This window comes from Kocuria oxytropis (genome assembly GCF_040981195.1).
Taxonomy (GTDB): domain Bacteria; phylum Actinomycetota; class Actinomycetes; order Actinomycetales; family Micrococcaceae; genus Kocuria; species Kocuria oxytropis.
Map to the genome: position 1 here is coordinate 124,088 of NZ_JAVFXA010000012.1, position 12,826 is coordinate 136,913.

The following is a 12,826-nucleotide window of genomic DNA, read 5'->3' on the forward strand; positions in this document are numbered from 1 at the left end:
ACGACGGCCCGGTCACCAAGGGGTGACCGGGCCGTCGTGCCGTTCCGGTGGTCTCAGCCGCTCACTTCTCGGACACGGCCGCCGCGAGCCGCTCGAGGGACTGCTCCAGGGCGCCCTCCTCGAACAGCGGGAAGGACACCGCCTTGCGGGCCTCCGGGCTCGCGTGCTCCCACGAGTAGGTCTCGGTGACCAGGGTGGCGCCGGGGCCCTGAGGCTCGAGCTCCCAGATCCACTCCCAGCCCTCCAGCTCGGCGCCCTGCGGCTTGGGGCGCCAGGCGAGCAGCTTGTTCTCGTCGTAGCCGGAGACGGTGTTCTCCATGACGTAGTCGCCGCCCATGTGCTCGCCGTTCATGTTCATCACGAACACCTGGCCGACCTGCTGGATGCGCTGGTCGTCGCCGGAGACGACCGTTCCGGAGCCGTCGATCCGGCGGTGCCGCGAGGGCAGGCTGAGGACGTCGAAGATGGCGTCGGCGGGGGCGTCGATGACGCGGCTGGCGGAGATGCTGTGCTCGGACATGCGTGGGTCCTCTCGTCGTCTGCGGTACTGGCCCACCGTAGGCAGACGGGACCGCCTCCTGGCCAGGGCTGTCCGCTCCCCGCGTAGCCGGGCCGGTCCGCCCGGCGCGGTCCGTGCGCTCAGCCGGGGCCCGTCCCGAGGGGCTCCCGCCGCCCGGCCAGCGCCCTCAGGTACCCGGCGAAGCCCCGCTCGGCCCGGCCGGTGCTGCGCCCCGAGGTGAGGACCCGCACCCGGTCCGTGGCGAGCACCCGGTGCCCGCGCCCCCGCGCCGTCTCCGCGAGCAGGACGTCCTCGCCGTGGGGCACCGCGCGGAAGCCCCCGCACGCGGCGTAGACGTCGGCGCGCACGCCCAGGTTGGCCGCGTGCACGTGGGGGTGGCCCTCCTCCAGCCGGTGCAGGGCGTGCCAGCGCTCCAGGACGGACGGGGGCAGGTCCCGCGGGTCCGGTTCCACTGTGCCCAGCAGCAGCTCCGCCCCGCCCCGGGCCGCGTGCAAGTGGCCCGTGAGCCAGTGCGCGGGCACCGCGCTGTCGGCGTCGGTCGACACGATCCAGGTGCGCTCCCCCGCGGCCCCCGCGGCCTGCACGGCGGCGGCCCGGGCGGCCCCCGCGGTGCCCCAGGAGCCGGCGACGACGACCGCTCCCGCGGCCGCGGCGATCCGGGCGCTGCCGTCGGTGCAGCGGTCCAGGGCCACCACCACGTCCACCCGCACCGAGGGACGGGCCGCCCTCGCCCGGGCCGCGGCGCGGCCCACCGCGGCCAGGCACCGGCCGAGCAGCCGCTCCTCGTCCCGGACCGGGACGACCACCACCACGCGCTCCACCGCGGTCAGCCCCGTCCGGTCCCGGCGCCCCGGGACGCCGCGGCCTCGTAGACCTCCAGCACGAAGTCCCGTTCCGTGTGCACCAGCACGCGCGCGAAGCGGGCGTCCGCGCGCACGGCAGCGTGCACGTCGGCGCCGTCGAGCGGCCAGCCCTCGATCGGGTGGCGCCAGTGGCACAGCAGGAGGTGGCCGTCCGGGGCGAGGGCCTCCGCCGTGCGGTCCAGCAGGCCGGACAGCTGCGCAGCGTCGAGGAAGTAGCCGGTCTCCGAGACCACCACGAGGTCGAACCGCCCGGGCGGCCACTGCCCGGGCAGCCGGCGCCGCTCCACCCGCACGCCGGGACGGCCCGCCAGGCGCTCCCGGGCCCGGCCGACCGCGACCCCGCTGGCGTCCACGGCGAGCACGGTCCCGGCCCGCTCCGCGAGCTCCGCGGTGAGGGCGCCGACGGAGCAGCCCGCCTCCAGGACCCGGCGGTACCGGGGACGGGGCAGCGCGGCGAGGGTGACGGCACGCTTGCGCCGCTCGTACCAGGACGAGTCGACGTCCCAGGGGTCCTCGGCGCCGCGGTGGACGTCGTCGAACACGGCCGCGGGGTCCGGGGCCGTCCCGGCCGGCGGGAGCACGAAGAAGTGCTCGGCGGGGCGGCGGAACCGGGCCAGCACGTGCGGGCCCAGGAGGGCCTCGTCGCCCGGGGCCGGGGACAGCGGCAGGACCTGCGAGGCGTGGGCGGCCAGGGCCCGCTCCTTGGCCGCCCGGGCGGCGCCGTCCAGCGGCAGGACCCGGATCCCGTGCGGGGGCAGGTCGCTGGGCACGCCCCAGTGCCACAGCCAGACGGGGTACTCGAGGCACTCGACGCCGTGGGCGGAGGCGGCCGCCCGCGCCGTCCGGCCGAGCACCTCGTGGTCGACGTGCCCGTCCCCGCCCCAGGGCGCGGCGAGCACGCCCCGGTGCCCGGCGGCGGCCCAGGCCGCCGCCTCGGCGACGGGGGCGCGCAGCGCCTCCCCCGCGGTGTCCAGGGCGCCGTCGGGCAGCTCCAGGAGCTCGGGCACCACGCCCTCGGCGAGACGGTCCGTGGCGGCCGCGGCCTCGGCCCGGCGCACGCGGGCGAGGTCGGCGGCGGAGCGGGTCGGGGAGCCGGGGTGCGAGCGCTCGCCGAGGGTCGCCACGACCACCCGCACCTGCGCACCGGCCCGGGCCGCGAGCGCGATCAGCCCGCCCGCGCCGAGGCTCTCGTCGTCGGGGTGGGCGGCGAGGACCACGAGGCGGTCGAGGCCGTCGAGGTCCAGGGGTCGCGCCGCGCGCAGGCGCGGCGCCTCCGTCCACACCGCTTCGGGGGTACCGGGGTCCCGGTGGTCGAAGCTCACCACGGGCGCTCCCCCGCCGCACCGTCGAGCAGGGCCCGGCCCAGGGCCGCGGCGTCCCGCTGGGCGTGCTCCTGGCGCACGTAGACCTGCAGGGCGCTCACCCGGCGCACGTGCTCGGGCGCGCCGGTGAGCGGACCGGGCCCGGTGGCGGCCGCCACCTCGCCGAGCACGGCCTCCGCCGCCCGGGCGACGACGCGGCGGGTGCGCAGCGCCAGGACCGCGCCGCGGTCCCCGGCGGCCCGGCCGGCGTCCACCTGCTCCGCCGCCGCGTGCAGCGCCGTCCGCGCGGTGTGCAGGAGCGTGTCGACCGCGCCGAGGGCCGCGTGCCCCAGCTGGTCGGGCGGGTGCCCGGACCGGACCCGGCGCGCCGCGTCCTCCCACAGGAGGTCGGCCGTCCCCGCCGCCCCGCCGTACCAGCACGCGGCCACGCCGATCCCGCCCCAGGCGAAGCCGGGACGCGCGAGGTACCACCCGTCCGCCCCGACGGGCACGGCCGGCACCGCCGTGCACCGCACGGCGCCGGTCGGCACGTCCTGCAGCCCGGCCGGGCACCAGCCCTCGGTGCTCCCGGGGACGACCCCCGGGTGGGAGAGGTCCACGGCGAAGGCCCGGCGGCGGCCGCCGCCGGTGCCGGCGGTGACGACCGCCCGGTCGAGGTGGGCGGCGAGGGAGCACCAGGCCTTGGTGCCGGTGAGCTCCCACCCGCGGGGACCGTGCCGGGCCACGAGCTCGTGGCCCGGGGCCTCGGCCGCCCACACGCCCCAGGTGGCGGGCCGTCCGGCGAGCTCCTCCAGTCCCGCCTGGCGCAGGATCGCCAGGGCGTCCAGGTGGGGCTCCACGATCCGGGCGAGCGACAGGTCGAGCCGGGCGAGCTGGGCGAGCCGGAGCCACAGCTGCCCGGTGCGTCCGGCGCCGGGGGCCGGGAGCTCCCCGCCGAGCTCGCGGGCCACGTCCAGGGCCTGCTCCAGGGCGCCCGGGGTGCCGGCGCGCAGGGCCGCCGCGGCGTCCTCGGCGCCTCCGGGGTCGGGGGCGGTGCGGGGGTCCGGCGGGGGGAGGCGCATGCGGTGTCCATCGGTCGGCGTCGGGGAGGAGATCAGCCTACGTGCGCCGGCCGGGGCCGGCGCACGGCCCCGGCCGGGCGCTCCGGTCCGGGCCGGCGCGGCCCGGCTGCGGGTCAGTAGGGCTGCTGGGTCGGGTCCACCTGCTCGATCCACGCCAGCACCCCACCCTCGAGGTGCGCGACGTCGGGGTGCCCTGCGGCCGCCAGGAGCCGCAGGGCGCGCTCGGAGCGCGCCCCGGCCTTGCAGTGCAGCAGGACCCGGCGGTCGGGGTCGATGCGTGCGAGGGCCTCCCCGGACTCGAACTGCCCCAGCGGGAGCAGCCGCGCCCCGGGGATCGCGGCGAGCCGGGCCTCGTAGGGCTCCCGCACGTCGACGAGCTCGAAGTCCGCCGCGCCGCGCTCCCGCGCCGCCAACAGCGCCGCGAGCTCGGGGGCGGTCACGGTCGGCACGGCCCCCGGCCCCGGAGCGGGCGCGGGCGCCGGGCAGGCGGGAGCGCCCTCGCCGGCCGCCGTCAGGGCGGTCACGGGCGGGCGGCCCGGGGTGGGCGAGAGCGGGATCTCCCACCAGCGCGCCGAGAGGGCGTCGTAGGTGGCGACCCGGCCGAGCATCGTGGTGCCGATCCCCGTGACCAGCTTGACGGCCTCCACCGCCATGGCGGTGCCCAGCATGCCCGGCAGCACGCCGAGCACCCCGGCCTCGGCGCAGCTGGGCACCGAGCCGGGCGCCGGGGGCACCGGGTAGAGGTCGCGGTAGGTGGGCCCGTGCGCGCCCCAGAACACCGAGTACTGGCCGTCGAAGCGCAGGATCGAGCCCCACACGTGCGGGAGCCCGGCCAGCTCGCACGCGTCGGAGACGAGGTAGCGGGTCCCGAAGTTGTCCGTGCCGTCGAGCACGAGGTCGTACTCGGCCAGGACGCCCCCGGCGTTGGCCGCCGTGAGCCGTTCGCGGTGCTCCACCACGCGCACCAGGGGGTTGAGGTCGGCGATCCGCGCGGCGGCCGACGCGGTCTTCGCGGCGCCCAGGGTCGTCCCGCCGTGGATCACCTGGCGCTGCAGGTTGGAGGCGTCCACCACGTCGTCGTCGACGACGCCGAGGGTCCCGACGCCCGCGGCGGCGAGGTAGAGCAGGGCCGGGGAGCCGAGGCCGCCCGCGCCCACGCACAGCACCCGGGCGTTCTTGAGCCGCCGCTGGCCCTCCTCGCCGATCTCGGGGACGGTCAGGTGCCGGGCGTAGCGGCGCAGCTCGGCCTCGGTGAGCGCGGCGGCGGGCTCGACGAGCGGGGGCAGGTCCACGGGGGCGGGGTCCACGGCGCTCAGGCGTCCAGTCCGACCCACTCGGTGGAGCCGTCCGCGAACCGCTGCTCCTTCCAGATGGGCACCTCGGTCTTGATCCGGTCCACGAGCGCGTCGCAGGCGGCGAACGCGAGCTTGCGGTGGGCGGCGGCCACGGCGGCCTCCAGGGCGGAGTCCCCGATCCCGAGCCGGCCGACCCGGTGGGCGGCCCAGATCCGCACCCCCGGGAACTCCTCGGCCACCCGGTGGGCGACGTCCCGGATGGCCCGGTCCGCTCCGGGGTGGCAGCTGTAGTCGAGGCCCGTGACCGGGCGGCCGCCGTCGTGGTCGCGGATGACGCCGCTGAAGGAGACCACGGCGCCGGTGCGCGCGTCCTGCACGGCCGCGACGGCCCGGTCGTGGTCCAGGGGCTCCTCGGTGACGAAGGCGCCCACCACGGCGGTCTCGGCGCGGACGGGTCCGGGAGTGCTCATCGGTCGGTCTCCTCGTGCGGTCGGTGGTCGTGGCGGGGACCGTCGTGCCCGCGGTCGCGGTGGCCCTCCAGCTGGTCGCAGACGTGGTCGAGCAGCGGCTCGAGGACCGTCAGCCCGTCCCAGACCCCGCCGGTGGAGCCGGGGAGGTTGACGACGAACGTGTGCCCGCTGACCCCGGCGTGCCCGCGGCTGAGCACCGCAAGGGGAGTGGTCCTGCGGCCCTCGGCCCACAGGGCCTCCATGATGCCGGGCAGCTCGCGGTCGAGGAAGGGCCGGGTGACCTCCGGGGTCAGGTCGTCCGGGGCGAGGCCGGTCCCGCCGCTGGTCAGCACCACACCCGGCCGGTCCTCCGGGGCCCGGGCCACGAGCAGCCGCTCCAGCTGGGCGCGGACGTCCTCGCCGTCGGCCACCACGAAGGGCCCCTCGACCTCGAAGCCGTGGGAGCCGAGCCAGTCCGCGGCGATCCGCCCGCTCCGGTCCTGGTAGACCCCGGCGGCCGCGCGGGTCGACGCGACCACCACGGCGGCGCGCCTCACGCGGCCCCCTCGCCGGTCCGCGCCCAGTCCCCGGACTTCCCGCCGGACTTCGCGAGCACCTTCACCTGCTCGATCTCGGCGAGCCTGTCGACAGCCTTGAGCATGTCGTAGAGCGTGAGGGCGGCCACCGTCGCCGCGGTGAGCGCCTCCATCTCCACGCCCGTCACCCCGCGGGTCCGCACCGTCGCGCTGATCCGCACGCCGTCCGCGAGCCGCTCGAAGTCCACCGTGACCTTGCTGATCGGCAGGGGATGGCACAGCGGGACGAGCTCCGGGGTCTTCTTCGCCGCCATGATGCCGGCGACCCGGGCCACCGGCAGGGCGTCCCCCTTGGGCAGGTCCGCGGCGAAGATCTGCTCCACGACGTCGGGACGGGTGCGCAGCGTGGCCGTCGCGGTGGCCTCGCGGGTGGTGACGTCCTTGCCCGAGACATCCACCATGTGCGCGGACCCGTCCGCCCGCACGTGCGTGAGACCCTGCTGCTGGTCGGTCATGTCGGTCCGGTCCCCTTCGCCTCTGCCGTCGGTGCGTCCCTCCCATTCTGGCCCACGACCGGGCCGTCCGGCGCCGTGTCATGTCCTGGTCCCGGGCCCGGTGCGGTGCTAGCTTGACGGGACGCGACCAGGGCGCCGTCGACGACGTCGGCGCCCGTGAAGGAGCCACCGTGCTGTCAGATACCTCGTACCCCGTCGTGAAGGCCACGCTGCCCGTGGTGGGCGCGAACATCCAGGAGATCGCCCGGCGCTTCTACGCGCACATGTTCGGGGCGCACCCCGAGCTGCTGGACGGGCTGTTCAACCGCGGCAACCAGGCCGACGGCCGCCAGCAGCAGGCGCTGGCCGGGTCCGTGGCCGCCTTCGCCGGGTACCTGGTGAACAAGCCGACCGAGCTCCCGGACCACCTGCTCTCCCGCATCGCGCACAAGCACGTCTCCCTGGGCCTGCACCCGGACCAGTACCAGATCGTGCACGACAACCTCATGTGGGCCATCGTCGACGTCCTGGGGGACGCGGTGACCCCGGAGGTCGCCGCGGCCTGGGACGAGGTGTACTGGCTGATGGCCAACATGCTCATCAACCAGGAGCGGGGCCTCTACGACGCGGTCCGGCTCTCCCCCGAGACCGTGTGGCGCACCTGGCGGGTGGTCGAGAAGATCCCGGAGACCGAGGACGTCACGACGTTCGTGGTGGAGCGGGTCGACGAGCGCCAGGTGAAGCGGTCCCTGCCGGGTCAGTACGTGACCCTGCGGATGGAGATGCCCGACGGCGTGCAGCAGCCCCGCCAGTACAGCCTGACCCGCGCCGACGACGGCCACCACCGGCGCTTCGCGGTCAAGCGGGTCAGCGGCAACGGCACCCCGGCCGGCGAGATGTCGAACCTGCTGCACGACCGGGTGCAGGTGGGCGACGAGGTGGTGCTGTCGGTGCCCTCCGGCGACGTGGTCCTGGAGTACTCGGACCGTCCGCTGGTCCTGGCCAGCGCCGGCATCGGCGTCACCCCCATGGCCGGCATGCTCTCGCACCTGGTGAAGGACGGCTCGCAGCGCTCGGTGCGGTTCCTGCACGCGGACGCCGCGCCGGAGACGTTCGCGCTGCGGGGCCAGATCGAGGAGGACCTCGCCGCCCTGGAGGACGGCTCCCTGCAGGCCTGGTTCGAGCAGCCCGGGGCGGCCGGCGAGCTCGCCGGGAACGAGCACCAGGGGTTCATGGACCTGCGCGCCGTGGACCTGCCGCCCGACGCGCAGTACTACCTGTGCGGGCCGCTGCCGTTCATGCAGGCCGTGCGCAGCGCGCTCATCGCGAGGGGCGTCCCGGCCCGGGACATCCAGTACGAGGTATTCGGCCCGGACCTCTGGCTCGCCGACTTCGAGTGAGGCGGTGCGGGTGCCCCGCACCGGCACGGGGCACGGGGCCCCGGCCACGAGGGAACGGGCCGGGGCCCCGGCCGGACAGCGACGACGACGACGGAGGACACGATGACGGACACGCACGGCAACGACGTGGAGGAGCTGGCGGTCAACGCCTGCTGGGACCTGTTGCGGGAGGCAGCGGTCGGCCGCCTGGCCGTGTGGGTGGAGGACCACCCGGACATCTTCCCGATCAACTTCGCGGTGGACCACGGGACCCTCGTCTTCCGCTCGGCCGAGGGGACGAAGATCGCGGGCGCCCTGACCGACGTGCCCGTGGCGGTCGAGATCGACGGGTACGACGAGGCCTCCGGGAAGGCGTGGAGCGTGGTGGTCAAGGGCCGCGCCGAGCGCATCCAGCAGGTCCAGGAGCTCACGGACACCCTCGACCTGCCGCTGTTCCCGTGGCAGGCAGGCCGCAAGGGCATCTTCGTCCGGATCGTTCCGGGGGCCGTGACCGGCCGCCGCTTCCCGGTCGCGGACCCGGAGGTGTGGCGCACCCCGCTGTCGGGGACGCGGCACTCCCCGGACGAGTGAGCCGGGGCGGCGGAGCCGCTGAGCAGGCGCCGCCCGGACACCGTCCCCGGTGCCCGGGCAGCGCTCATCCACGAGCGCGCTCGTCGACCTTCCCCCCGTTGCGCACGGTGAACGCGAGCACCAGGGCGGCCACCGCGAACACGGCCAGCAGAGTCAGTCCCACGAAGTAGCTGCTGCTCTCGGCGTCGTAGGTGGCGCCCATCACGAGCGGCGGGAAGTAGCCGCCCAGGCCGCCGGCGGCCGCGATGATCCCGCCGACCGTGCCCACGTCCCGGGGCGGGGCGGCCCGCCCCACCCAGGCGAACACGCCACCGGTGCCCAGGCCGAGGAACAGGGCCATGGCCAGGAACGTGGGCCCGTAGACCCGCTCCGCTCCCGGCTGGAGGGCGACCACCACGGCGAGCACGGCGGTGCCCACCAGCGAGACCACCGTGACCGTCCGGGGCCCCACCCGGTCCGCGAGCATCCCGCCGATCGGCCGCGCGACCACGGCGGCGAGGGCGAAGCCGGCGGTGCGGGCACCGGCGGCGGCGGCGTCCCAGCCGTAGACGTTGTCGAGATAGGTGGGCAGGTAGTTGGAGAAGGCCACGAAGGCCCCGAAGACCACGCCGTAGAGGAAGCACAGCTGCCAGGTGACCACCAGGGTGAAGGCGTGCTTCATCTTGGGCAGCACCGGCTCCGGGGTCTTGGCCGTGTGCACCGGCGAGTCGCGCAGCGCCACCCCGCAGAGCACCGCCATGACGGCGACCACGACGGCGATGGTGACGTGCGCCCCCAGGTAGCCGAGCCCGGCCACGAGCCGTGGGGTGAAGAACGCGGAGACGGCCGTGCCGACCATGCCTGCCCCGAACACCCCGGTCGCGAAGCCCTTGCGGTGGGACTCGTACCAGGCGGAGCAGAAGGGGATGCCCACGGCGAACACCGTGCCGGCGATGCCGAGGAAGAACGCCACCACCACGAGCAGCCCGAAGCTGCCGGTCCGGCCCACGAGACCGGTCAGCAGCACCAGCGGCGCGGTGACGCCCAGGACCACGGTGAACATGGTGCGCCCGCCGTAGCGGTCGGTCAGGGCGCCCACGGGCACGCGGGCGATCGAGCCCACGAAGATGGGCATGGCCACCAGGACCGCCACCCGGCCCGCGTCGAGCTCCATCTGCTCGGCGTAGCGCCTGGACAGGGGCCCGACGATGGTCCACGCCCAGAAGCCGACGGCGGAGGCCACCGTGGCGAGCAGCAGATTGCGCAGCTGTCCCGAGCCCAGGTCCGGTGCGGCGGTGTCCGCGGAGGCTGACGATGCGGCTGACATGGTGCTCCTGCAGGGTCGGTCGGTGGGAGGGCTCAGCGGCGGCCGGCGCGGGTGCTGCCTCGTTCGGCCGGGCGGCGGGAGGAGCCGCGCACGCGGTCCTGGGTGCCCACCGGCTCCCAGCCCCGGCGCACCGGCACCAGGCCGGAGGAGGACCGCCCGTCGCGGGAGCGGTAGACGATGTACGGGCGGAACAGGTAGTGCACGGGCGCGGTGAACGCGTGCACCAGGCGGGTGAACGGCCAGACGGCGAAGAGCCCCATGGCCCACAGGGCGTGCACCTTGAAGGAGATCCCGGCGGCGGTCATCGCGGCGACGTCCGGCTGCAGGATCCAGATCGAGCGGAACCACGGGGAGACCGTCTGGCGGTAGTCGGGCACGGAGTGGTCGAACACCGAGATGAGCGTGGTGCCCAGCCCCGTGAGCAGGGCGGCCACGAGCATGACGTACATGAACTTGTCGTTCTTGGTGGTCGCCATGAACACGGGTCCGGTGGTGCGCCGGCGCCAGATGAGCAGGATGATCCCGAGCAGCGTGCCCACGCCCGCCACGAGCCCGATGCTCAGCGCCAGGAAGTGGTACATGCCCTCGGTGACCCCCACGGCCTCGGTCCAGGTCTTCGGGATGACCAGGCCCATGACGTGACCCGCGAGCACGGCGAGGATCCCGAAGTGGAACAGCGGGGAGGCGATGCGCAGGATGCGGGACTCGTAGAGCTGCGAGGACCGGGTGGTCCACCCGAACTGGTCGTACTTGTACCGCCAGACGGTGCCGCCGATGACGATCGCCAGCACGACGTAGGGCAGCACACCCCAGAGCAGGACGTCGCCGACCCCCGTCTCGGCGGCGGCCGGGACCGCGGCCTCGAGGGGGAGGGAGGTCCCGGGCGCGATCACGCTCGCGGCGGTGGCAGTCATGCGCTGTTCCTTTCGGTGACGGGCAGCAGCCGGGGATCGTAGGGGTCGAGTCCCACGGACTCCGTGGGCGGGCCGTAGCCGGCCATCCGCATGGCGGTGTCCCGGTCCTCCGGGGACACCCCGGGCAGCGTGGAGCACACGAGGGCGACGACGCCGTGGTGGGGCAGGCCGTCGTCGCGCAGCGCCAGGCGCAGCAGCTCGAGGGACGGCCGGTAGCGCTGGAGCAGCTCGTAGCCGTCCTCCGGGGAGACCTTCGCCGCGAACTCGAGCACGAGCGGCAGGTAGTCCGGCAGCTCGGTCTCGTCCAGCTGCGCCCCGTGGGACCGGTAGACCTCCTTGAAGGCGGCGAGCGCCTCGCCGCGCCGCCGGGTGTCGCCGTCGGTCCAGTAGGTCAGGTGCAGGCTGTGCCGCCGGGACAGGTCGAACTCCTGGACGTGGTCGGCCTGCACCTGCTCCAGCGGGCGGGCGCGCAGCCAGTCGAGGAGCTCCTCGGGCACGGGCGCGCCCACCTCTTCGAGGGCCTCCCGGAGGACCGGGAGCGTCGCCAGCAGCTCGCGGTCGGGGTAGCCCAGCAGCACGGCGGCGGCCTGCCGGGCCACCGCGCTGCGGCGCGGGTGCCGGTCCGTGCAGGTCCCGGGGTCGAGCGTGCCCTTCCCGGCTCTGCCCAGCAGCTTCTCCAGCAGGCTCATGGCCGGTCCCCGTCCTCGCGGCGCGGCGGGAACAGTCCCGCGGGCGCCCCCCGGCCGTCCCAGTTGAGCAGGTTGACCCGTCCGGCCATCTGCTGCTCCCCGGGGGCGGACTCCCCGGTCTGCCGCGCCCGCAGGGCGTTGAAGTTCTCCACGGCCACGGGCGTGGGGCGGCCGGACGCCTCGCCGAACACACCGGTCTGGCCCATCCCCGGCCCGCCCTCCACATCGAGGGAGCAGCCGATCTCCTCGAGGTTGTGGGCGTCCTCGAGGTGGGCGGAGGGGATCACATAGCGCTCGTCGTACTTGGCGATGGCCATGAGCCGGTACATCTTCTGGATCTCGGAGCCGGTCATCCCGACGCCCTCGGCGATCGACTCGTCCGGGGCGTCACCGAGGGCGATGTCGCGCATGTAGGAGCGCATGGCGGCGAGCTTGCGCAGCACGTCCGTGACGATCTGCGTGTCCCCCGCCGTGAACAGCTCGGCGAGGTACTCGACCGGGATGCGCAGCGACTCGATGGCGCCGAACAGGTTCCCCGCGTCCTCGCCGTCGTGCCCCTGGTCCTTGAGCAGGTCCACGACCGGGGACAGCGGCGGGACGTACCAGACCATGGGCATCGTCCGGTACTCCGGGTGCAGCGGCAGCGCCACGCGCAGCTCCTTGGCCAGGGTGTAGACCGGGGACCGGCGCGCGGCGTCGAGCCAGTCCTCGGGGATGCCCTCGGCGCGGGCGGCGGCGATCACTGTCGGGTCGTGCGGGTCGAGCATGAGGTCCAGCTGGGCCTCGTAGAGGTCCCGCTCGTCCGGGGTCGCGGCGGCCTCGGTGACCCGGTCGGCGTCGTACAGGAAGATGCCGATGTAGCGCAGGCGGCCCACGCACGTCTCCGCGCACACCGTGGGGATGCCCACCTCGATCCGGGGATAGCAGAAGGTGCACTTCTCGGCCTTGCCGGACTTGTGGTTGTAGTACATCTTCTTGTACGGGCAGCCGGTGACGCACTGCCGCCAGCCGCGGCAGCGGTCCTGGTCCACCAGCACGATCCCGTCCTCGGTGCGCTTGTAGATCGCGCCGGAGGGGCAGGAGGCCATGCAGGACGGGTTCAGGCAGTGCTCGCAGATGCGCGGGAGGTAGAACGCGAACGTCTGCTCGAACTCGAACCTGATCCGGTTCTCGGACTCGCGACGCACCTTCTCCACGATCGGGTCCAGGTGGCCGGCCTCGGTGACGCCGCCGAGGTTGTCGTCCCAGTTGGCGGACCACTCGATCCTGGTGTCCTCCCCCGTGATCAGGGACTTGGGCCGGGCCACGGGGAAGTCGGTGCCGGCGGGCGCGTTGGTCAGGGTCTCGTAGTCGTAGGTCCACGGCTCGTAGTAGTCGTTGAGCTCCGGCTGGACGGGGCTGGCGAAC

14 protein-coding genes are annotated in these 12,826 nt (G+C 75.1%); 2 read left to right on the top strand and 12 right to left on the bottom strand.

Translation table 11 applies throughout. The annotated features are described in order from the left end of the window. Positions 1-61: 61 nt before the first annotated feature. From QYM41_RS13245 to moaC, 8 genes are all read right to left on the bottom strand, one after another. On the bottom strand, positions 62-520 hold the full coding sequence (locus QYM41_RS13245) for an SRPBCC family protein (protein ID WP_368800236.1): 459 nt from the start codon (positions 518-520) through the stop codon (positions 62-64). Positions 521-639: 119 nt separating this feature from the next. Beyond that, positions 640-1,329, bottom strand: a complete 690-nt coding sequence (locus QYM41_RS13250) for a glycosyltransferase family 2 protein (protein WP_368800237.1) — start codon at positions 1,327-1,329, stop codon at positions 640-642. A 17-nt stretch (positions 1,330-1,346) separates the two neighbouring features. Beyond that, positions 1,347-2,705: a PIG-L family deacetylase gene (locus tag QYM41_RS13255; protein WP_368800238.1), complete on the bottom strand. Its 1,359-nt coding sequence runs from the start codon at positions 2,703-2,705 to the stop codon at positions 1,347-1,349. After that, on the bottom strand, positions 2,702-3,766 hold the full coding sequence (locus tag QYM41_RS13260; RefSeq protein WP_368800239.1) for an acyl-CoA dehydrogenase family protein: 1,065 nt from the start codon (positions 3,764-3,766) through the stop codon (positions 2,702-2,704). The genes QYM41_RS13255 and QYM41_RS13260 overlap by 4 nt, the downstream gene beginning before the upstream one ends. A 113-nt stretch (positions 3,767-3,879) precedes the next feature. Then, positions 3,880-5,073: a molybdopterin-synthase adenylyltransferase MoeB gene (moeB, locus tag QYM41_RS13265; protein WP_438612599.1), complete on the bottom strand. Its 1,194-nt coding sequence runs from the start codon at positions 5,071-5,073 to the stop codon at positions 3,880-3,882. Between the two features lie 5 nt (positions 5,074-5,078). Next, on the bottom strand, positions 5,079-5,531 hold the full coding sequence (locus QYM41_RS13270; protein WP_368800240.1) for a molybdenum cofactor biosynthesis protein MoaE: 453 nt from the start codon (positions 5,529-5,531) through the stop codon (positions 5,079-5,081). Beyond that, on the bottom strand, positions 5,528-6,067 hold the full coding sequence (locus tag QYM41_RS13275) for a MogA/MoaB family molybdenum cofactor biosynthesis protein (RefSeq protein WP_368800241.1): 540 nt from the start codon (positions 6,065-6,067) through the stop codon (positions 5,528-5,530). The genes QYM41_RS13270 and QYM41_RS13275 overlap by 4 nt, the downstream gene beginning before the upstream one ends. After that, complete coding sequence (gene moaC, locus QYM41_RS13280; RefSeq protein ID WP_368800242.1) at positions 6,064-6,561, bottom strand: cyclic pyranopterin monophosphate synthase MoaC; 498 nt, start codon at positions 6,559-6,561, stop codon at positions 6,064-6,066. The genes QYM41_RS13275 and moaC overlap by 4 nt, the downstream gene beginning before the upstream one ends. A 170-nt stretch (positions 6,562-6,731) precedes the next feature. Between moaC and QYM41_RS13285 the strand changes: the two genes are divergently transcribed. After that, positions 6,732-7,940 carry a globin domain-containing protein gene (locus tag QYM41_RS13285; protein ID WP_368800251.1) on the top strand — a complete coding sequence of 403 codons (1,209 nt, stop codon included), beginning with the start codon at positions 6,732-6,734 and terminating at the stop codon, positions 7,938-7,940. Between the two features lie 102 nt (positions 7,941-8,042). After that, complete coding sequence (locus QYM41_RS13290) at positions 8,043-8,510, top strand: pyridoxamine 5'-phosphate oxidase family protein (protein ID WP_368800243.1); 468 nt, start codon at positions 8,043-8,045, stop codon at positions 8,508-8,510. Between the two features lie 64 nt (positions 8,511-8,574). On the opposite strand, the gene QYM41_RS13295 is transcribed toward QYM41_RS13290, so the two are convergent. From QYM41_RS13295 to narH, 4 genes are all read right to left on the bottom strand, one after another. Beyond that, positions 8,575-9,816: an MFS transporter gene (locus tag QYM41_RS13295; RefSeq protein WP_368800244.1), complete on the bottom strand. Its 1,242-nt coding sequence runs from the start codon at positions 9,814-9,816 to the stop codon at positions 8,575-8,577. A 32-nt stretch (positions 9,817-9,848) separates the two neighbouring features. After that, positions 9,849-10,730, bottom strand: a complete 882-nt coding sequence (gene narI, locus QYM41_RS13300) for a respiratory nitrate reductase subunit gamma (protein ID WP_368800245.1) — start codon at positions 10,728-10,730, stop codon at positions 9,849-9,851. Further along, positions 10,727-11,419 (bottom strand): nitrate reductase molybdenum cofactor assembly chaperone, encoded by a 693-nt coding sequence (gene narJ / locus QYM41_RS13305; protein WP_368800246.1) that lies wholly within the window; start codon positions 11,417-11,419, stop codon positions 10,727-10,729. Before narJ ends, narI begins: the two co-directional genes overlap by 4 nt. Beyond that, on the bottom strand, positions 11,416-12,826 hold a 1,411-nt coding region (gene narH, locus QYM41_RS13310), incomplete at its 5' end, for a nitrate reductase subunit beta (RefSeq protein ID WP_368800247.1). The genes narH and narJ, both read right to left, overlap by 4 nt.

Bases quoted from the DNA above. Each gene is read 5' to 3' on its own strand.
- QYM41_RS13270 (WP_368800240.1), bottom strand. From the start codon at position 5,531: ATGAGCACTCCCGGACCCGTCCGCGCCGAGACCGCCGTGGTGGGCGCC.
- moaC (WP_368800242.1), bottom strand. From the start codon at position 6,561: ATGACCGACCAGCAGCAGGGTCTCACGCACGTGCGGGCGGACGGGTCC.
- QYM41_RS13245 (WP_368800236.1), bottom strand. From the start codon at position 520: ATGTCCGAGCACAGCATCTCCGCCAGCCGCGTCATCGACGCCCCCGCC.
- QYM41_RS13290 (WP_368800243.1), top strand. From the start codon at position 8,043: ATGACGGACACGCACGGCAACGACGTGGAGGAGCTGGCGGTCAACGCC.
- narI (WP_368800245.1), bottom strand. From the start codon at position 10,730: ATGACTGCCACCGCCGCGAGCGTGATCGCGCCCGGGACCTCCCTCCCC.
- narJ (WP_368800246.1), bottom strand. From the start codon at position 11,419: ATGAGCCTGCTGGAGAAGCTGCTGGGCAGAGCCGGGAAGGGCACGCTC.
- QYM41_RS13295 (WP_368800244.1), bottom strand. From the start codon at position 9,816: ATGTCAGCCGCATCGTCAGCCTCCGCGGACACCGCCGCACCGGACCTG.
- QYM41_RS13260 (WP_368800239.1), bottom strand. From the start codon at position 3,766: ATGCGCCTCCCCCCGCCGGACCCCCGCACCGCCCCCGACCCCGGAGGC.